At 74.0% G+C, this 18,481-nt stretch carries 21 protein-coding genes; 5 read left to right on the top strand and 16 right to left on the bottom strand.

All coding sequences use genetic code 11. The features are described 5' to 3' along the window. On the bottom strand, positions 1-1,159 hold a 1,159-nt coding region (gene treZ / locus ACSNOC_RS05405; RefSeq protein ID WP_436746073.1), incomplete at its 3' end, for a malto-oligosyltrehalose trehalohydrolase. Between the two features lie 59 nt (positions 1,160-1,218). Then, positions 1,219-2,151 carry a GNAT family N-acetyltransferase gene (locus ACSNOC_RS05400; RefSeq protein ID WP_436746072.1) on the bottom strand — a complete coding sequence of 311 codons (933 nt, stop codon included), beginning with the start codon at positions 2,149-2,151 and terminating at the stop codon, positions 1,219-1,221. Positions 2,152-2,366: 215 nt separating this feature from the next. Here ACSNOC_RS05400 and ACSNOC_RS05395 point away from each other — a divergent pair, with 215 nt between their 5' ends. Next, positions 2,367-2,936, top strand: a complete 570-nt coding sequence (locus ACSNOC_RS05395) for an FHA domain-containing protein (RefSeq protein WP_436746071.1) — start codon at positions 2,367-2,369, stop codon at positions 2,934-2,936. A 42-nt stretch (positions 2,937-2,978) separates the two neighbouring features. Here the strand turns inward: ACSNOC_RS05395 and treY are convergent, their stop codons facing one another. Then, the gene (gene treY, locus ACSNOC_RS05390; protein ID WP_436746070.1) at positions 2,979-5,402 is read right to left on the bottom strand and encodes a malto-oligosyltrehalose synthase; all 2,424 of its coding nucleotides are present in this window, start codon (positions 5,400-5,402) and stop codon (positions 2,979-2,981) included. 123 nt (positions 5,403-5,525) lie between these two features. On the opposite strand from treY, the gene ACSNOC_RS05385 reads away from it, so the two are divergent. Together ACSNOC_RS05385 and ACSNOC_RS05380 are read left to right on the top strand one after the other, a co-directional pair. After that, positions 5,526-6,755, top strand: coding sequence for an SAV2148 family HEPN domain-containing protein (locus ACSNOC_RS05385; RefSeq protein ID WP_436746069.1), 1,230 nt, complete (start codon positions 5,526-5,528; stop codon positions 6,753-6,755). Positions 6,756-6,855: 100 nt separating this feature from the next. Continuing rightward, the gene (locus tag ACSNOC_RS05380) at positions 6,856-7,848 is read left to right on the top strand and encodes an NAD-dependent epimerase/dehydratase family protein (protein ID WP_436746068.1); all 993 of its coding nucleotides are present in this window, start codon (positions 6,856-6,858) and stop codon (positions 7,846-7,848) included. Here ACSNOC_RS05380 and ACSNOC_RS05375 read toward each other — a convergent pair. From ACSNOC_RS05375 to ACSNOC_RS05360, 4 genes are all read right to left on the bottom strand, one after another. Next, complete coding sequence (locus ACSNOC_RS05375) at positions 7,838-8,302, bottom strand: gamma-glutamylcyclotransferase family protein (RefSeq protein WP_436746067.1); 465 nt, start codon at positions 8,300-8,302, stop codon at positions 7,838-7,840. The genes ACSNOC_RS05380 and ACSNOC_RS05375 overlap by 11 nt on opposite strands. A 25-nt stretch (positions 8,303-8,327) precedes the next feature. Further along, the gene (locus ACSNOC_RS05370) at positions 8,328-8,714 is read right to left on the bottom strand and encodes a rhodanese-like domain-containing protein (protein WP_436746066.1); all 387 of its coding nucleotides are present in this window, start codon (positions 8,712-8,714) and stop codon (positions 8,328-8,330) included. A 15-nt stretch (positions 8,715-8,729) separates the two neighbouring features. Beyond that, positions 8,730-9,284, bottom strand: coding sequence for a cysteine dioxygenase (locus tag ACSNOC_RS05365; protein ID WP_436746065.1), 555 nt, complete (start codon positions 9,282-9,284; stop codon positions 8,730-8,732). Between the two features lie 79 nt (positions 9,285-9,363). Then, positions 9,364-9,450, bottom strand: a complete 87-nt coding sequence (locus tag ACSNOC_RS05360; RefSeq protein WP_436746079.1) for a putative leader peptide — start codon at positions 9,448-9,450, stop codon at positions 9,364-9,366. A gap of 102 nt (positions 9,451-9,552) precedes the next feature. Between ACSNOC_RS05360 and ACSNOC_RS05355 the strand changes: the two genes are divergently transcribed. Together ACSNOC_RS05355 and ACSNOC_RS05350 are read left to right on the top strand one after the other, a co-directional pair. Continuing rightward, a complete protein-coding gene (locus ACSNOC_RS05355; RefSeq protein WP_436746078.1) occupies positions 9,553-9,636 on the top strand; it encodes a putative leader peptide in 84 nt (27 codons plus the stop codon). Between the two features lie 284 nt (positions 9,637-9,920). Continuing rightward, positions 9,921-10,439, top strand: coding sequence for a winged helix-turn-helix domain-containing protein (locus ACSNOC_RS05350; RefSeq protein ID WP_436746064.1), 519 nt, complete (start codon positions 9,921-9,923; stop codon positions 10,437-10,439). Between the two features lie 331 nt (positions 10,440-10,770). Here ACSNOC_RS05350 and ACSNOC_RS05345 read toward each other — a convergent pair whose 3' ends face one another. The 9 genes from ACSNOC_RS05345 to ACSNOC_RS05305 all read right to left on the bottom strand — a co-directional run bounded on the left by ACSNOC_RS05345 (position 10,771) and on the right by ACSNOC_RS05305 (position 18,476). Further along, positions 10,771-11,529 (bottom strand): sirohydrochlorin chelatase, encoded by a 759-nt coding sequence (locus ACSNOC_RS05345; RefSeq protein ID WP_436746077.1) that lies wholly within the window; start codon positions 11,527-11,529, stop codon positions 10,771-10,773. Between the two features lie 16 nt (positions 11,530-11,545). Then, positions 11,546-12,466: an ABC transporter permease gene (locus ACSNOC_RS05340; RefSeq protein WP_436746063.1), complete on the bottom strand. Its 921-nt coding sequence runs from the start codon at positions 12,464-12,466 to the stop codon at positions 11,546-11,548. Next, positions 12,453-13,250 carry an ABC transporter ATP-binding protein gene (locus tag ACSNOC_RS05335; protein ID WP_436746062.1) on the bottom strand — a complete coding sequence of 266 codons (798 nt, stop codon included), beginning with the start codon at positions 13,248-13,250 and terminating at the stop codon, positions 12,453-12,455. Before ACSNOC_RS05335 ends, ACSNOC_RS05340 begins: the two co-directional genes overlap by 14 nt. A 34-nt stretch (positions 13,251-13,284) precedes the next feature. After that, the gene (locus tag ACSNOC_RS05330) at positions 13,285-14,430 is read right to left on the bottom strand and encodes an ABC transporter substrate-binding protein (RefSeq protein ID WP_436746061.1); all 1,146 of its coding nucleotides are present in this window, start codon (positions 14,428-14,430) and stop codon (positions 13,285-13,287) included. Positions 14,431-14,603: 173 nt separating this feature from the next. Beyond that, entirely contained in the window at positions 14,604-15,956 is a 1,353-nt protein-coding gene (locus ACSNOC_RS05325) for a sulfate adenylyltransferase subunit 1 (RefSeq protein ID WP_436746060.1), read from the bottom strand. Continuing rightward, entirely contained in the window at positions 15,956-16,897 is a 942-nt protein-coding gene (gene cysD, locus ACSNOC_RS05320) for a sulfate adenylyltransferase subunit CysD (RefSeq protein ID WP_436746059.1), read from the bottom strand. Before cysD ends, ACSNOC_RS05325 begins: the two co-directional genes overlap by 1 nt. A 31-nt stretch (positions 16,898-16,928) precedes the next feature. After that, a complete protein-coding gene (gene cysC, locus ACSNOC_RS05315; RefSeq protein ID WP_436746058.1) occupies positions 16,929-17,474 on the bottom strand; it encodes an adenylyl-sulfate kinase in 546 nt (181 codons plus the stop codon). A 73-nt stretch (positions 17,475-17,547) separates the two neighbouring features. Further along, on the bottom strand, positions 17,548-18,264 hold the full coding sequence (locus ACSNOC_RS05310) for a phosphoadenylyl-sulfate reductase (RefSeq protein WP_436746057.1): 717 nt from the start codon (positions 18,262-18,264) through the stop codon (positions 17,548-17,550). Between the two features lie 23 nt (positions 18,265-18,287). After that, positions 18,288-18,476, bottom strand: coding sequence for a hypothetical protein (locus ACSNOC_RS05305; RefSeq protein ID WP_436746056.1), 189 nt, complete (start codon positions 18,474-18,476; stop codon positions 18,288-18,290). Positions 18,477-18,481 lie beyond the last annotated feature (5 nt).

Here is an 18,481-nt window from a genome sequence, read left to right as displayed (position 1 = left end):
CCAGGGCCCGGTTGCCGATCTGGTCGTGGGTCTGGGCGTAGCCCACCAGCCGGTGGGCCGCCGTGGTGGCCCGGCCCAGCGGGCGGCCGTGGCGGCGGCCCCGGAACGCCGAGTAGCCGCCGTCGTGGAAGAACCCGCCGGTCGCCGTCTTGGCCAGGGCGGCCAGCGGGGCGCGCGCGAAGTCGGCGTAGTAGCCCTGCGACTCGCCGGTGAGCGCGGTGTGCAGGGCGTGGTGGTAGTCGTCGTTCCACTGGCCGTGCAGCCCGTGGCCGTTGGCCTCGCGGGGGGCCGTGGTGCGCGGGTCGTTCCGGTCGGACTCGGCGATCAGGAACAGCGGGCGGCCGGTCTCCTGCGCCAGCGCGTCCACCGCCGCCGACAGCTCGGCCAGCATGTGCTCGGCCCGGTCGTCCGCCAGCGCGTGCACCGCGTCCAGCCGCAGCCCGTCGAGCCGGTAGTCGCGCAGGAACGCCACCGCGCTGCCCACGAAGTACGCCCGTACCTCGTCCGAGCCGGGCGCGTCGAGGTTGACCGCCGCGCCCCACGGGGTGTGGTGCCGGTCGGTGAAGTACGGGCCGAACTCGGGCAGCCGGTTGCCCGAGGGCCCCAGGTGGTTGTGGACCACGTCCAGCACCACGCCCAGGCCGTGCCCGTGCGCCGCGTCCACGAAGCGCAGCAGCCCGTCCGGTCCGCCGTACGGCTCGTGCACCGCCCACGGCGCGACCCCGTCGTACCCCCAGCCGTGGCGGCCGGGGAAGGGGCAGACCGGCATCAGCTCCACATGGGTGATGCCGAGCTCGGCCAGGTGCCCCAGCCGCCCGGCCGCCGCGTCGAAGGTGCCCTCGCGGGTGAACGTGCCGACGTGCAGCTCGTACAGCACGGCGCCGGGCAGCCCGCGCCCCCGCCACGGGTGCCGCCAGGCGTGGGCCGTGAGGTCCACCACCGCGCCCGGCGCCTCCGGCCCGTCCGGCAGGCGGCGGGCGCGCGGGTCGGGCAGGACCGGGCCGTCGTCGAGCGCGAAGCCGTACCGCGCGCCCGGCCCGGCCTCCGCGTCCGCCCGCCACCACCCCTCCCGCTCCGGATCGGGCTCCATGGCGGAGGCGTGGCCGGACAGGTGCAGCGTGACGCGCCGGGCGTGTGGTGCCCATACCTGGAAGAGCATGGGCACCATGCTCCGCGCCGGGGCGGTGGCTTGGCCAGTCCACCGCCCCCGGCCGCCGGTCAGGGCGGGGTCATGCAGAAGCGGTGCTGGGTGACCGGGTAGCCCGCGCGGGTGAACGCCGCCGCCATCGGGGCATTGCCGAGGTCGGTGGATGCCGCGATCTCCGTCACCCCCTCGGCCGCCAGCACGTGCGTGCACTCGGCCAGCAGGTCGTAGCCGTAGCCGTGGCCGCGCTGCTCGGGGACGACGCCGATGAAGCCGACGATCGGCTTGGCGTGGTTGCGGGCCGGGACGTGGATGCCGACCAGTTCGCCGCCGGGCGTGAACGCGAGCTGCCACCACGCGCGCGGCGACGGGCACCAGCGGAAGAAGTCCAGCTCCTCCTGGGCGGCGAGCCGGACGCCGCCCGCCTCGACGGTCCGCCGGGCGTGCGCGTCGAGGGTGCCCTCCTGCACGCGGCACAGCACGTCGAGAATGACGTCGTCGTCCGGCTCGGGCCGGAACACCAGGCGTCCCGGCCGCTCGGGCAGGCCGTCGGCGGGGGTCCACAGGTAGCGGAACCGCTCGACCAGCGGCCGGTAGCCCGCCTCCGCCGCCGCCTCGACACGGGAGGCGGCAGCCGCCCGGACGGCGGGGGCGTCCCGCCAGCCGGGCGGCAGAATCAGCTCGTACTCGGCGCGCAGCGGGGTGGTGCGGAGCAACTCCACGGCCGCGGCGCGGTCGGTGTAGTCGAACCAGTCGAGAGCGACGGGCTTGTCGTCGTCGGGGCCGCCCCAAAAGGCGACCCTGGCCACGACGGTGTCGTCGCGCAGGGCGACCCACGTCCACTCGGGACGGTACTGGCCGCCGGCCGCCACGGTCTCGTAGACGTCGAGCGGCGGGTCGAGCAGCGGCCTGCCGAGCAGCGTGGCGTCGGTGAGGCCGGGCATCGAGGTGAACAGCTCCCGCGCCTCGCCCTCGGCGAGCGCGCGGATACGGAAAGCGTCCGTCATGACGGGATCCTCCGGAAAGCGTGGCGCTTCCGGTCAGCCCGTGCAACGCCCGGTCGAGGGGCGGCGGAAGCGCGCGTCAGCGATGAAACTCATGAACCGCATGCTGTCGCCTCCTTCCTCAACGCGTGGGCGTACCGGCACAGTAGCCGACCGTTCCGCCGGCCGTCCACAGCCGGATCTGGACAGGCGCGCGATGCGTCGCGGACAATTCCCCTATGACGTCCGTCGAGTTCAGCGCCCACTCACCCCGCGTCTCGGACGCGGACCGGGAGCGCGCGCTCGACGTGCTGCGCGAGGGCGTGGTGGACGGCCGGGTCTCGCAGGACACGTTCCTGCGGCGGGTCGAGGTGGTGATGACCGCCCGGCTGCACGACGAGCTGTTCGCCGTGCTGCACGACCTGCCCGGGCGGCAGCCGCGGCCCGCGCCGACCGCCGGGTGGTTCGTCGGCTCGGTCGCCAGGCTCGCCGCGCTCCGGCGGCAGCTGCGCCTGGCCTGGCGGTCCGAGCGGCTGCCGCAGCTCCTGCTGCCCGCGCCCGCCCGGGAGGCCCTGACGATCGGCCGCGCGCCGGGCTCCGGGCTGCGGCTGAGCGACGCCAGCGTCTCCCGGCACCACGCCAGGCTGCGCGGCACGGGCACCGGCTGGCTGCTGAGCGACCTCGGCTCGGCGAACGGCACCTGGGTCAACGGGCGCCGCGTCGCGGACACCGTGCCGGTCGGCCCCGGGGACCAGGTCCGCTTCGGCGCCGTGTCGTTCCTGCTCACCGTGGTCACCGCCGACCGCTGAGCCGCTCCGGGCCCCGGGCGCGGCCGGCGACGCCGCGCCGGGTCACCCTGCCGGGGGTTCCTCCCTGATCAGGAGCGCCACCGGGCTGGTGGCGAAGAGGCGCGACAGGGGTGCCGGGCCGGTCGCGGTGCCGCCGCCGAGCAGATCCCGCCAGGAGCCGGGGGGCAGCGGCAGGCGGGTGCCGTCCCAGCCGCCGGTGCGTGCCAGGCGGCGGCTCAGACGGGTGACCGCCGTGACGACCCGGCCGGAGCGGACGAACGCCAGGCAGTGATCGGCGGCCGGGCCCTCGGCGGCCAGCGGCTCGTAGGTGCCCGCCGGGCCGAACCAGTCCGGGTGGTCGCGGCGCAGCCGCAGCGCGCTGGCCGTCAGCCGCAGCTTCTCGGTCGCCAGGTCGTAGCCGGTGGCCGGCGCCCGGTCCAGCGCGGCCAGTTGCGCGATGGGGAGCTGCGGCAGACGGCGGTTGTCCGGGTCCACCAGGGCCAGGTAGTGCCGCTCGCTGCCGCGGTAGACGTCCGGCACGCCCGGCATCGTGAGGTGGAGCAGGGCGGCGCCCAGGACGTTGGCCCGGATCTGCGGGGCCAGCTCGCGGGCGAACTCGGCCAGCGTGTAGTGCGGGGCACCGCACGGGCCGGCCAGCACGAACCGCTCCACCGCCGCCTCGTACGCCGCGTCCTGCTCGGTCCAGCTCGTGTGGAGCCCCGCCTCGCGCACGGTCTTCAGCAGCGTGGCCAGCAGCCGCTCCCGGTCCGGGAAGCCGAGCCCGAACGCGGTCTGCCACGTCGTCCAGGCCAGGTGCGGGTCGGGCGCCCGCACCCCCGCGCGGGCCGTCTCCGCGGTCAGCCGGGCGATCATCCGGGCCCAGCCGCCGGGGTGTTCGCTCAGGGCGGCCACGGTGGCCCGGACGTCGCCGCTGCGCTTGGTGTCGTGCGTGGACAGCACGGTGCCGGTCAGCGGCCAGTCCCGCTGGACGCGGGCGCAGAACGTGTGGAACGCGGCGGGCGGCAGCGCCGGGCGGCCCGGGTCGCCGCCCACCTCGGCCGCCGACAGCAGCGGGGCGTAGCGGTAACCGGCCGTGTCCTCCACCGACTTGGCCCGCAGCGCGGAGGACACCTGGGCGAACCGCACCCGGAACGCGGTGCGGTCGGCGCCCTCCCCGAAGCGGCCGAGCGCCAGCTCCCGCACGGTGTCCACCGCCGCCGCCTCCGCGGGCACGGCGAACGCGGTGCGCGCGCCGTCCGCCGCCGTCACCAGCATCGCCTCGTCCACCGGGGACGGCGGCGCGTCGCCGGTGACGTACGGCCGGTACACCGGCAGCCGCACCAGCAGCTCGGACAGCGCCATGCGCAGCGCCCAGGCGGCGTGGTCCCGCAGCCGCAGCTCGGGCACGGCCGCGCAGATCCGGACCGCCAGGCGCGTCAGCGCGTCCCGCTCGGCCGCCAGCTCCCGGCCGATCATCCGGTACGCCGCCCGCCGCACGGTGGCCGCCCACTCGCCGCCCCGGTCCGGCGGGGCGCCGGTGAACACCCGGTAGTGCTCGGTCAGTTCGGCGCAGCCCTCGGGGTCGGTGAACACCGCGTCGATGTGCCGCAGCGCGTCGTAGCCGGTGGTGCCGGCGATGGGCCAGCTCGCCGGGAGCTGCTCGTCGGCGCCGAGGATCTTCTCGGCCACGATCCACGCGCCGCCGGTGCGCTGGTGGAGGCGCCGGAGGTAGCCGCCGGGGTCGGCCAGGCCGTCCGGGTGGTCCACGCGCAGCCCGTCGATCAGCCCCTCGGCCATCAGCCGGAAGATCAGCGCGTGCGTCGCCTCGAAGACCCCGGGGTCCTCCACCCGCACCCCGATCAGCTCCGAAATGGTGAAGAAGCGGCGGTAGTTCAGCTCGGTGCGGCCCAGGCGCCACCAGGCGAGCCGGTAGTGCTGGGCGTCCAGCAGCTCGGGCAGCGGCAGGTGCCCGGTGCCCGGCCGCAGCGGGAAACGGCGGTCGCCGTACCGCAGTTCGCCGTCCGTCACGGTCAGGGCCGCCAGCTCCTCGCCCAGCGGCCCGCCCAGCACCGGCAGCAGCAGCCGCCCGCTGCCCGCGTCCCAGTCGATGTCGAACCAGTCCGCGCGCTCCGCCGCCGGGCCGTCCCGCAGCACCTCCCACAGCGGCGCGTTGAGCCCGGCGTCGGACGGCACGGCCATGTGGTTGGGCACGATGTCCAGCACGATGCCGAGGCCGTGGTCGTGCGCCGTGGCCGCCAGCCGGCGCAGCCCCTCCTCCCCGCCCAGCTCGGCCCGCACCCGGCCGTGGTCGGTGACGTCGTACCCGTGGTCCGAACCGGGCACGGCCTCCAGCACGGGGGAGAGGTGCAGATGCGAGACGCCGAGGGCCGCGACATAAGGGACGATTCCGGCCGCCGCCGCGAACGGGAAGTCCGGCTGGAGCTGCACCCGGTAGGTTGACGTGGGTGTACGTCGCGCTGGCGTCATGGCAACCCTCTGCCCCGACGGCCGCGCGGACAAGCGCAGTTGATTCCGGACTGTGCTGCACACGCGCGCGGTGCCGCAGTAGGCTTCCTTGATCCATCGGCAGGGCGGAAGGTGGTGCAGGCGGTGAGCTCCTCCGGGCTGGAACTGCCCTCGGGAAACGGGGGCGAGACCGCCGAGGCCCAGGCCGGAGCGGTGTCCGTGCCGCGTCCGGTGGAGATCGGGGCCGACCTGGAGTGGACCGCGGAGGACTGGTCCGAGGTACGGGTCCGCGTGGAACGCGCCGGCCGCGCGTACATATGGCTGAACCTGGTGGAGCAGCGGCTGCGGTCCGTGGTCGCCGCCGTGCTGCGCCCGGTGTACGAGCCGGTGCACGGCGCCGAGTGGGAGACGGCCGCCGCGGGACCGACCGGGCAGGAGTGGGTGCAGCGCGCCGCGGCCCTGCGCGAGGTCAGCCGCCGCAAGGGGCATCTGATCGATCCTGCCGATGACACGGTGCTCGCCTTCCTGACCCTTCCGCAACTGCGTGAACTCATGGTGCAGCACTGGCCCTGCTTCGCGCCGTATTTGGACAACCGGCGCGAGCTGGAGCTCACCCTGGACGAGCTGGAGGTCGCGCGCAGCGCCGTCAGCCGCAACCGCGGCATGAGCCGGGCCGTGCTGGAGCAGGCCGAACGCGGCTGCGCCCGGCTGCTGCGCCTGCTGGACTCCGGGGCGCCGCCGTCCGCCGGGCGGCTGCCCACGGACGCCGTGGAACGGCTGATCGGGGACCGGTTCACCGACGTGGCGGGGGTCCACCCCGACCGCGTCCGCCTCCAGCGGCAGCTCCCGCCCGAGGAACTGTTCGCGGGCGCCCGGCGGCTCGACGCCATCGGCATAGGCCTCGGCCTCCTCGTGCAGAACTACCCGGGCCGCCGCCTGGTCCGGCTCGCCGAGAACGGCTGCCGGGTGCGGCTGCTGTTCCTCAACCCGGCCAGCGGCGCCATGCGGCGCCGGGAGCGCGAACTCGGCCTGAAACGCGGCGAGCTGGGCCGCTCCGTGGAGACGAGCATCCTGCACGTGCGCCGGGTGCGCAGCCGGGTCCGCGACCCCGAGGCGTTCGAGATCCACGTCTTCGACGACACGCCGCGCTTCAGCGCCTACTTCGTGGACGCCGACAGCCCCGAGGGCGTCGCCGTCGTCCAGTCCTACCTGCGGCGCAGCCGCGGCATGGAGACACCCGCGCTGGTGCTGCGCCGGGGCGGCCGGGAGATAGTGGCACGCGACGACCCGGCGGCGGACGGCGAGCTGAGCCTGTACGAGACGTACCGCGAGGAGTTCGAGTGGACGTGGGAGCAGTCCCGTCCCGTCTCGTGACCCGGCCGCCCGGGGAGCGCGCGGCCGTTCCGCTCTCCGCGATTCTGCCGAGGGCAGGGACGCCTTCCGGACACCGGACCGGGCCCGGCAGGCTGGCCGCATGAGACTGCTGGTGCTCGGAGGCACGGCCTTCGTCGGCCGCGCGATCGTCGGGGAGGCCACGGCCCGGGGCTGGGAGGTCACCGTCTTCAACCGGGGCAGCGCCGCGCCGCCGCCCGGCGTCACCGCGCTGCGCGGCGACCGCACGGCGGACGGCGGCCTCGCGGCGCTCGCGGCGGGGGAGTGGGACCTGGTGGTCGACACCTGGAGCCACGCGCCGGTCGCCGTGCGGGACGCGGCCCGGCTGCTGGCCGGCCGGGCGCGGCACCTCACCTACATCTCCAGCCGGTCGGTGTACGCCTGGCCGATGGCGGCCGGGCTCACCGAGGACGGGCCGCTGGTGGACGGCTCGCCCGACGCGGGGACCACCGCGTACGCGAACGACAAGCGCGGCGGCGAACGGGCCGCCGTCGCGGCCTTCGGGGCGGAGCGGACCCTCCTCGTCCGCTGCGGCCTCATCCTCGGCCCGCACGAGGACGTCGGCCGGCTGCCGTGGTGGCTGACCCGCGTGGCGCGCGGCGGCCCGGTGCTCGCGCCCGGCCCGCGCGAGCTGCCGCTGCAGTACGTGGACGCCCGGGACCTCGCGATCTGGACCCTCGACGCGGCCGGACGCGGCCTGGCCGGGCCCTACGACCTGGTCAGCCCCTCCGGCCACACCACCATGGGCGAACTCCTCGACACCTGCGTCGAGGTGACCGGATCCGGCGCCGAACTCCGGTGGACCGCGCCGGAGAAGATCCTCGCCGCCGGGATCGAGCCCTGGACCGAGCTGCCGGTCTGGCTCCCGCCCGGCGAGGCACACGACGCGCTCCACCGCTCCGGCGTCGCCAAGGCCCTGGCGGCCGGGCTCCGTTGCCGCCCGGTCGCCGCGACGGTCGCCGACACCTGGGCCTGGGTGACGAGCCCCGGCACCGGGATCCCCGGCCGCCCCGAGCGCTCCCCGGTCGGCCTCGACCCGGAGAAGGAGGCGCGGGCGCTGGGCGTCAGCCCGTGAGCCAGTCGCCGCCCGGGATCGGCGTGCCCGAGGCGCGCAGGCGGGCGGCGAGCGGCGCGGCGGCCAGGTACACCCAGGCGCGGGCCGTGCCGCCGGCCGCCCGCAGCACGTCGACGGCCACCCGCTCGTACACGTTGTCCGGCGCGCCCGGCGCGTACTCCTCCAGCCGGTCCAGCACGGCCAGCACCTCGGCGTAGTGGTCCGGCAGCGGGTGGATCAGCTCGCCGCTGACGACCGCTCCCGCGCCGTCCCCCGGCGCGGGGACCGCGTACGGGTAGCCGGGCCCGTCGTACAGCACCGCGCCCGGCAGCCGCGCCGGCTCCTCGGCCGCCGTCCGGCCGCGCAGCGCCCAGGCGTGGTTGACCTGCCCGGGGCGCAGGGTGCCGTAGACGAAGAACGGCAGGCGCTCCGCCTCCGCCGCCCCCGCCCCTTCCGGCGCTCCCGCCACTCCCATGACAGGCAGGGTAGGACCCCCGCGGTCAGGCGGCGGACGGCGGGGTCACCGGCAGACCGGCCCGGCGCCAGGCCTGGAAGCCGCCGGCCAGGTCGGTCGCGTTGCGCAGGCCGATGGACCGCAGCGAGGCGGCGGCCAGCGACGAGGCGTACCCCTCGTCGCAGAAGACGATCCACCGCACGTCGGTGCCGGTCGCCTCGGGGACCGAGGCGCCGCTGGCCGGATCGCAGCGCCACTCCAGGTGGTTGCGCTCGATGACGAGCGCGCCGGGGATGGTGCCGGACGCGGCGCGCTGGAACGCGGGCCGGGTGTCCACGAGCACGGCGCCGTGCTCGGCGGCGGCGTGCGCCTGGTGCGGATCGAGCCGCTCGAACGTCTCGCGGACGGCGGCCAGATGGGCGTCGATGGTCATGACCGGGATCCCCTGTCAGTGGGCGATGGGTTCGGTGCGGTCCAGCGCCAGCGTGCCGTCCGTGTCCGGGCGGTAGAACGACTGGCTGCTGAGGGCCGGTCCGTAGACGTGGACGCTGACGGCGGGCAACGGGCCCTCGTTGCGCACCTCGTGGATGTACCGGGGGCCGAACGAGCGCAGCCCGCCGATGTCCAGCCGCCGCACCGGGACGGTCCCCCGGCGTCCGGGGGCGGGGAAGGCCCGCTCGGTCAGCGCCCCGTCCACGACGGTGAACGCCCCGGACGAGCCGCCGTGGTCGTGGATCTCGGTGCCCTGGCCGGGCAGCCAGGTCAGCAGCCACACCTCGAAGTGGACCGTGTGCTCCAGCCGCCGGTACCAGCGGTCCGGCCGGGTGAAGCGCACATGCGGTCGCCAGGTGCCCGGGTGGGCGGCGAAACGGCGTGCGATCGCGGCGAGTTGAGCGGGCGAGGTGGACGCGGGAACGGGGGGCGCGGGAACGGAGGGCGCGGCGACGGAAGACGTCGTGACGGAGGGCGCGCCGACGGAAGGCGCGGAGAAAAGCGCGGACATGATTCCTCGGAAACGGTGTGAACGCGGAAGAGGGAACGCGGAAGAGCACCGCACCCGCGGCGAACACCGGGCGCGGTCGTCAGGGACGACCGCGGCGACACAGCGCGCTGGCCACGCGGACGAGGTCCACGTGCCATCGGGAAAAGAAGCGCTTGCTGGTCGGCATGGCGCAACAGTGACAGCGCCGCCCGGCCGAGGTCAAATTCACTTCCCGGTCCGGAAGAAATGCCTTGACGCGCCGACGGCTTGACTGGCATGCTCACATATTGTGAGTCAGGCTGCCTTTCTTGTAGCGCGGCTGCACGTCGATCTCCGACGGCAGGCCAGCGCCATCTGTGCCACCGGTCACTGAACCGCGCCCAGCCGACGTTCTCCCTTCCTCCCACGGGCTTTTCCCTGAGTCTGGTGCCGAAATCCGGCCTTTCCGAGCCGTGTCGTACCAGGTCTCTCTGCCGCGCGGGGCGAATTCGGCTGCCGCCGTCACCGAACGGCCCACGCACAGAAAACATGCTTTTCGCGAAAGGCGACCACCGGCATGACCATCACCGGTTTTCCGCGGGCGGATCCCCGATGACGACGCCCAGCACGACACCCCCGACGTGGCGGCCTGACCCATCCCGAGGAAGGGACCCGATCATGCGGCACCTCACCGCCCTCCCCGACCTGAGTGACCTCTCCGACGTGACCGTCACGCTGGTCCCGGACGCCGCCCAGGAAACGGCGGGGGGCAAGGACAGCCCGGTGCCGCTCGTCGGCTACCTGGTGCTGGCCCCGGCCGGAACCCAGCCGGCCCAGCTCACCGAACTGCTCGCGTCGGCGCGGGCCGCTCCGGCGCCCGTGCCGCCGCCCGTGGCACCCGTGCCGGAGCGCGGCATCGTCGTGGACACCGACAAGCGGTCCGCCGTCGTGGACGGCGCGCCGCTCAGCCTCACCTATCTGGAGTTCGAGCTGCTGGCCCACCTGGTGCGGCACCCGCACCGGGTGTACAGCCGGGAGCAGTTGGTCGCCACCATCTGGGGCTACGGCCCGGTCGGCGACCAGCGCACCGTGGACGTCCACATCGCACGGCTGCGCCGCAAGCTCGGGGCGCCCTACCGCGAGCGGATCGTGACCGTGCGCCGCGTCGGGTACAAGTACGTGCCCCAGGCGGGCTGAAGCGCGTTGCGGAAGCCGCCGGATGGCCCGTCGATCCCCTTCCGGATGCCTTCGAGAGCGGGTCGACCGCCAGGCCACATCGGCACACAAGCGGCCGGGCGTCGCTTTCGGTCACGGCCGGAAGCGTGCCGCTCCCGGCTTCCGCGACGCGCCGAAGGGTCCGTCTGCCCAGGGGCGTCCGGCCGCCCACGCCGTCCGGCGCGTGCGATCCGGCGACGCGGCGGGCGTGCGTGCCCGGGGGTACCGCCCGGCCTCCGGGCCGGGGGAGCGTCGTGGGCAGGGCGGCCTCCGCGAAGACGGGCCCTGGGCACGCGAGGGGACCGCCGCCGGGTCAGCCCGCCAGCAGGGCCGGGCGGTGGCGGTCCCGGGTCTCCGTGTAGCGGCGCAGCAGGAGCGCGGCCAGTTCGGGGGCGGCGCCGAGGACCGGGGCGACCGCGTCGGCCCGTGTCTCGCGGGCGCCGGCCAGGATGCGGTCCGGCAGCCGGCCGGGCGCGATCACGTAGGGGGCCACAGCTACCCGCCGGACGCCGTCCGCGCGCAGCGCGCGGACGGCGTCGGCCGTGGTGGGCGAGGCCGCCGAGGCGAACGCGGGCCGCACCGCGCACCAGCCCGCCGACCGCCGCCAGGCCCGCGCCAGGTCGGTGATCGCGGCGAGCGCCCGCGGGTCGCTGGAGCCCGCCGAGGCCAGCACCACACCCGTCTCCGCCCGGTCGGCGGGGGAGATCCCGGCGCCCGCCAGCCGCCGTTCCAGCGCGGCGGTCAGCAGCGGCGACGGCCCGAGCACGTCCGCCTGCCGGACGGTCAGCTCCGGCAGGCGGGCCGCGCTCTCGGCCAGGACCGCGGGAATGTCGGTCCTGGCGTGGAAGGCACGGCTCAGCAGCAGCGGCACCGCCACGACGTCACGCTCGCCGCGCGCGTGCAGCCCCGCGAGGACCTGCTCCACGCGGGGCACGGTGAAGTCGAGAAAGCCCGTCGCCACCCGCAGCCCCGGTGCGAGCGACCGCACCCGCGCGGTGAGCGCGGACACGGTCGCCGCGTGCCGCGGATCGCGGCTGCCGTGGGCGACGAGGAGCAGGACGGGCGGTTTCACGAGGGCCACGCGGGTGTCACGAGACCCGGGACAGCAGGCCGCGGCTGCGCAGCACGCGCCGCTCCAGCGGGGAGAAGAACAGCAGGTCGATGGCGACGCCGACGATCAGGATGAGGATGATCGTGCCGAGCACGCCCGCCATGTTCTGCAGCGTCCGGTAGGTCTCCATCAACTGCCCGAGCCCGGTGCCCAGGCTCGGCGACTGCACGATCAGCTCGGCCGCCATCAGCGACCGCCACGAGAACGCCCAGCCCTGCTTCAGCCCGGCCAGATAGCCCGGCAGCGCCGCGGGGAGCAGCACGTGCCGCACACTGGTCAGCCCCCGGGCCCCCAGCATCCGCCCGGCCCGCAGGAACAGCGGCGGGATCTGGTCGACGCCGGCCACGATGCCGTTGGCGATGGACGGCACCGCGCCGAGCAGCACCACGGCGTAGATCGCGCTGTTGTTGAGGCCGAACCAGATGATCGCCGCCGGCACCCACGCGATGGACGGCAGCGACTGGAGACCGGTCAGGATCGGCCCGATCGCGGCCCGTACCAGCTTCACCCGGGCCACGAGCAGGCCCAGCGGGGTGCCGATGCCGACGGCGATCAGGAAGCCGAGGATGCCGCGCGAGATGCTGGTCCAGATGAACTCGAAGAGGGTGCCCTCGGTCCACATCTCCTCGTACTCGGCCCAGACGTCGCCCGGACTGGGCAGCAGGTAGTCCTTCTGGACATCGGCCCAGTACACGAGCTGCCACACCAGCAGCACGAGCGCCACCGCGACCAGCGGCGGCACGATCTTGGTCAGGACGACACGGCCGACGGGCGTCCGTTCGGTGCCGCCGCCGGTCTCCAGCGCGTCGAGGCCGGCCTCCAGCCCGGCGAGGTCGGGCTGCTTGCTGACCGGACCGCCGGGGGAGGCCGTCTTCGTGGTCGACTCACTGCTGGCCATGGCGGCGGATCTCCTCCCGGAGTCGTTCGGTGATCTCCACGGAGAGCGCGGAGACGGCGGAGTCCTCGATGCGGCGCGGCTGCTCGATGTCGACGCGCCACTCGTGCGCGATCCGGCCGGGCCGGGAGGACAGCAGAACGACGCGCTGCGCCAGCCGCACGGCCTCCCGCACGTTGTGCGTGACGAACAGCACCGAGACGCCGGTCTCGGTCCAGATCCGGGTCAGCTCCTCGTGCAGCACGTCCCGGGTGATGGCGTCGAGCGCGGCGAACGGCTCGTCCATCAGCAGCAGATTGCTGGCCTGGGCGAGCGCCCGGGCGAGCGCGACGCGCTGCCGCATGCCGCCGGACAGCTCGTGGACGCGCTTGTGGTAGGAGCCCTGCAGCCGGACGAGGGCGAGCAGCCGCTCGGCCTCGGGGCGGCGCTCGCCCTTGGGGACGCCCCGCAGGCGCAGGGCCAGCTCCACGTTCCTGCCCGCGGTCAGCCACGGGAAGAGGGCGTGGTCCTGGAACATCAGGGCGGGGCGCCCGCCGGGGACCGAGATGGTCCCGGCGGACGCCGCGTCGAGCCCGGCGGTCAGGTTCAGCAAGGTCGACTTGCCGCAGCCCGACGCGCCGAGCAGGGTGACGAACTCTCCAGGGGCGACATCGAGGCTGATGTCGTCCAGTACGAGCTGCTGCTTGCCGGCACGGCCGAAGGACTTCGACACGTGGTCGAAGCGGACCGCGTACTCGGCCGTGTCGGTGGTGCTTTCCCGTTCCGTCTTCTCGAGGGCGATGGCCATCGGTGTCACCTCCTGGGTGGTCGTCCGGCGGGTGTTACTCGACGCCGAGACCGGCGTCGTCGGTGATCTCCGGCAGGTTCTCCTCGGCCAGCACCCGGTTCAGGATCGACAGGTCGTAGATGCCCGTCAGGTCCGTCTCCTCCAGCAGGCCCGCGGCGACCGCGTGCTCGGCGCCGGTGGCCAGCGTGGTGGCCAGCGGGTCGTAGGTGAACGTGACGTGTTCGAACGCCGGGTCGAGGATCTCCGCCGGGAGCTCACTGCCGCCGTCCAGGGAGCCCAGCGCCGCGTTGAACTCGGTCTTGGCCTCCTCCGGGTTCTCGTTGATCCAGGCGGTGGTGCGGACCACGCCGCGGACGATGGCCTCGACGACGTCCTCGTGCTCGGCCAGGAACTCCTGGGAGGCGATGACGTGGGTCGTCACGTACTGCCCGCCCTCCCACAGCTCGCCCTCGTCCAGCAGGGTCTCGGCGCCGCCGGCGACCAGCTTGGAGGCCGTGGGCTCGGGGACCCAGGCACCGTCGATCTCGCCGCTGTCGAACGCGGCGGGGATGTCCGCGTTCTGGATGCGCAGGACGGAGACGTCGCCGGTGCCGGACTCCGCGTCCACCTCGTAGCCCTGCTCGGTCAGGTAGTTGAGCAGCGCCACGTCCTGGGTGTTGCCGAGCTGCGGAGTCGCGATGTCCTTGCCCGCCAGGTCGTCGAGGCCGCTGATCTCGTCCGGGTTGACCACCAGGGAGGCGCCGCCGGAGGCCGCGCCGGAGACGATGCGCAGGCTCTCGCCGCCGGACTGGGCGAAGCCGTTGATCGCCGGGTTGGGGCCGATGAACGCCACGTCGATCGAGCCCGCGTTGAGCGCCTCGATGGTGGCGGGGCCGGCGTTGAAGATCTGGGGGGTCACCTCGGTGCCACCCAGCTCCTGCTGGATGAGGCCGCCCTCCTGGAGGCCGACGACGGCGGTGGCGTGCGTGAGGTTGGCGAAGTACCCGATCGCCACCTCGTCGGTGGACAGGGCCTCACCGCCGGCGGTCGCGTCGCCCGACGGGTCCGAGCCGTCGTCGTCGGCGTCGGAGCCATAGCCGCAGGCGGCCAGCGCGCCGAGGAGCAGGGGAAGCGCCGCCGCGGCTCTGAGGAGGCGGCGGGCTGGTCTTATGGCAGGCGCGTGCGAACGAGCGGTGTTCATGATGGAGTCTCTCTTCTCGGAAAGGCTGTGTCGGTGCGGGCAGGGACGTCGGTCAGCGCTGTCGGGTCAGCGCACCGCACAGGGCCCCATGCCGCCCTCGCCACTGCCGAGGGCACCGCTGCCTATCCGTCCGCCTTCCTTGGCGAACGTCGAGAAGACGTCGTCCGTCATGGTCAGAAGTCCCACCCATCCGTGTCGTCGTCGGGTGCCGGCGCGGCGGCGCCCCCGAAGGCGTCGCCGGCCATGCCTGCCGTGAGGGTCGCGCCGTCGGCCGGATCGATCAGCAGGAACGATCCGGTCGAGCGGGAGTCCGCGTAGGCGTCCATCGCCAGCGGCTCCGAGGTGCGGATCACCACGCGGCCGATGTCGTTGGGCAGCAGTTCGCCCGGCTCGGCGTGGTGGGAGAGGTCGTCCAGCGTGAGGCGGGACGGGATCTCCTTGACGATGGCCTTGACCGTGCGGGTGGCGTGCTTCAGCAGCACCCGGGCACCCGGGGTCAGCGGCCGGTCGTGCAGGTGGCAGACGGTGGCGGTGATGTCCTGGGACGGGGTCGCGGCGCCGTCGGCCGGGGCGATCAGGTCGCCGCGCGAGATGTCCAGGTCATCGGTGAGGGTGAGGGTGACCGACTGCGGCGCCCAGGCGGCGTCGACGGACTGGCCCAGGACGTCGATCCGCTCGATGACGCTGGTCCGGCCCGAGGGCTGGACGACGACGCGCTGCCCGACGCGCAGCACACCGGAGGCGATCTGTCCGGCGTAGCCGCGGAAGTCGGGGTGCTCGGCGGTCTGCGGCCGGATGACGTACTGGACCGGGAACCGGGCGGGGTCCGCGGTCGGGTCGTGCGTGACGGGCACGGTCTCCAGGTGCTCCAGCACGGTCGGGCCGGGGTACCAGTCCATGGCAGCCGAGGGGGTCACCACGTTGTCGCCCGCCAGCGCCGAGATCGGGATCGTGGTGATCTCGGGGACCCCGAGGGAGGCCGCGTAGGCGGTGAACTCCCCGGCGATCCGGGCGAAGGCGTCCTCGGCGTAGCCGACGAGGTCCATCTTGTTGACGGCCAGCACGACGTGCGGCACGCGCAGGAGCGCGGCGACGGCGGCGTGGCGGCGGGTCTGCTCGACCACGCCGTTGCGGGCGTCGACCAGGATGATGGCCAGCTCGGCGGTGGAGGCGCCGGTCACCATGTTCCGCGTGTACTGCACGTGCCCGGGGGTGTCGGCGAGGATGAACCGGCGGCGGGGGGTGGCGAAGTAGCGGTAGGCGACGTCGATGGTGATGCCCTGCTCGCGCTCGGCGCGCAGGCCGTCGGTGAGCAGCGCGAGGTCCGGGGCGTCCTGGCCGCGGTTGCGGGAGGCCAGCTCCACGGCCTCCAGCTGGTCGGCCAGCACGGACTTGGAGTCGTGCAGCAGCCGCCCGACGAGGGTGGACTTGCCGTCGTCGACGGAGCCCGCGGTGGCGAAGCGCAGCAGCGCGGTGCCGGTGGCGTCGGCCGGGTTGGCGGCGTGGGTGGGGGCGGGGGTCGTCATCAGAAGTAGCCCTCGCGCTTGCGGTCCTCCATGGCGGCCTCGGAGAGTTTGTCGTCGGCGCGGGTGGCGCCGCGTTCGGTGAGGCGGGAGGCGGCGATCTCGGCGATGATCTGCTCGATGGTCTCGGCGTCGGAGTCGACGGCGCCGGTGCAGGACATGTCCCCGACGGTGCGGTAACGGACGAGACGCTGTTCGAGCACTTCGCCGTCCCGGGGGCCGCCCCAGTCGCCGGGGGCGAGCCACATGCCGTCGCGGTGGAACACCTCCCGCTCGTGCGCGTAATAAATCGCCGGGATCTCGATCTTCTCGCGGGCGATGTACTGCCAGACGTCGAGTTCGGTCCAGTTGGACAGGGGGAAGACGCGGACGTGTTCGCCGGGGGCGTGGCGGCCGTTGTAGAGCTGCCACAGTTCGGGGCGCTGGCGGCGGGGGTCCCAGCCGCCGAACTCGTCGCGCAGGGAGAACACGCGCTCCTTGGCGCGGGCCTTCTCCTCGTCGCGGCGCCCGCCGCCGAAGACGGCGTCGAAGCGGTGGGTGTCGATGGCGTCGAGCAGGGGGACGGTCTGCAGCGGGTTGCGGGTGCCGTCGGGGCGCTCGCGGAGCTGTCCGCGGTCGATGTAGTCCTGGACGGACGCGACGTGCAGGCGCAGGTGCTGCTGGGCGACGACGCGGTCGCGGTAGGCGATGACCTCGGGGAAGTTGTGCCCGGTGTCGACGTGCAGGAGGGAGAAGGGCAGTGGCGCGGGGGCGAACGCCTTCAGCGCCAGGTGGAGCATGACGATGGAGTCCTTGCCGCCCGAGAAGAGAATGACCGGGCGTTCGAACTCCCCGGCCACCTCACGGAAGATGTGGACGGCCTCGGACTCCAGTACGTCCAGATGCGACAGGGCGTACGCGCTGCCGCCGGCGGTCTCGCCGGTCCTGCGCACGGTGACGGTCATGCCGCGCTCCTTTCGTCTTGTCGTGCGTGGTTCACAGGAGTCCCCGGTCGCCCAGCAGGGCGTACAGCGCGTCCGCTGACTCCTCGACGGATTGTTCGTGTGCGGCGATCCGCAGGTCTGGGTCCACCGGCTCCTCGTACGGGTCGTCGACCCCGGTGAGCCCGGACAGCTCGCCGGCGGCCTGCCGGGCGTACAGGCCCTTGACGTCCCGGACCGAGCACACTTCGACGGGCGTGGCCACGTGCACCTCCACATAGCCGGTGCCCGCCGTCTGGTGGCGCTTGCGGACCGCCTCGCGGCTGTCCGCGTAGGGGGCGATGACCGGCACCAGCACCTTCACGCCGTGGGAGGCGAGCAGTTCGGCGACGAAACCGATGCGCTGGACGTTGACGTGGCGGTCCTCGCGGGTGAAGCCGAGACCGGCGGAGAGGAACTCCCTGATCTCGTCCCCGTCCAGGACCTCGACCCGGTGGCCCTCGGCCGTCAGCCGTGCCGCCAGCGCGCGGGCGATGGTGGTCTTGCCCGCGCTGGGCAGGCCGGTGAGCCAGATGGTGGCGCCCTGCCGAGTCTCGCTCATCTCCCGCTCGCTCCCTCGTCGTTCTCGCTGTGCCGGTGGTGTGGTGGCGTGGTGTGCGTCGTCCATGGCGGATCTAGGCGTGCAGTCCGCACTCGGTCTTGCCCAGGCCGGCCCAGCGTCCGGCGCGCGCGTCCTCGCCCTCGGCTATGCGCCGCGTGCAGGGGGCGCACCCTATGGAGGCGTAGCCGTCCTGGAGGAGCGGGTTGGTGAGCACCCCGTGCTCCGCCACGTAGGCTTCCACATCCGCCTGCGTCCAACGGGCAATCGGGGAAATCTTCACCTTTTCCCGCCTGGCGTCCCATCCGACCACCGGAGTATTCGCACGTGTGTAGGACTCGTCACGGCGGAGCCCGGTCGCCCAGGCGTCATACGGGGCGAGCCCCGCCTCCAGCACCTTGACCTTGCGCATCGCGCAGCACAGGTCGGGGTCGCGGTCGTGCAGGCGCGGGCCGTACCGCGCGTCCTGCTCGGCCACGGTGAGCTCCGGGGTGAGGGTGACGACGTTCACGTCCATCACGGCGGCGACGGCGTCGCGGGTGCCGATGGTTTCCACGAAGTGGTAACCGGTGTCCAGGAACAGGACGTCCACGCCCGGCAGCGCGCGGGAGGCCAGGTGGGCGACGACGGCGTCCTCCATGGAGGACGTCACGCACAGCCGGGAGCCGAACGTCTCGGCGGCCCAGTGCATGATGTCGAGCGCCGGGGCGTCCTCCAGCTCGCGGCCCGCCCGCTCGGCGAGGGCGCGCAGCTCCTGAGCTCTATGGGACTCCCTGGTGGTGGCGGTGGTCATGATGCCCCTTCTCTCAAGCTCTCTCAGCGGGCTTCGCCGCCGCGGTCGGCGGCGGCGGGGCGCGCGAGCCCCTTGGCGAGGAGGCCGAGGAACGACAGCCGGAAGGCGCGGTTGCAGGCCGCGCACTCCCAGGCGCCGTGCCCCTCCTCGTTCGGACGCAGGTCTTCGTCCCCGCAGTACGGGCAGTAGAACGGGGCGGCCCGTTCACTCATGACAA

Origin of the sequence: Streptomyces sp. URMC 129 (assembly GCF_051386415.1) — a bacterium.
Classification (GTDB): Bacteria; Actinomycetota; Actinomycetes; order Streptomycetales; family Streptomycetaceae; genus Streptomyces.
The sequence above is the reverse complement of the archived record's forward strand: the minus strand, read 5'-3'. Positions and strand labels throughout refer to the sequence as shown.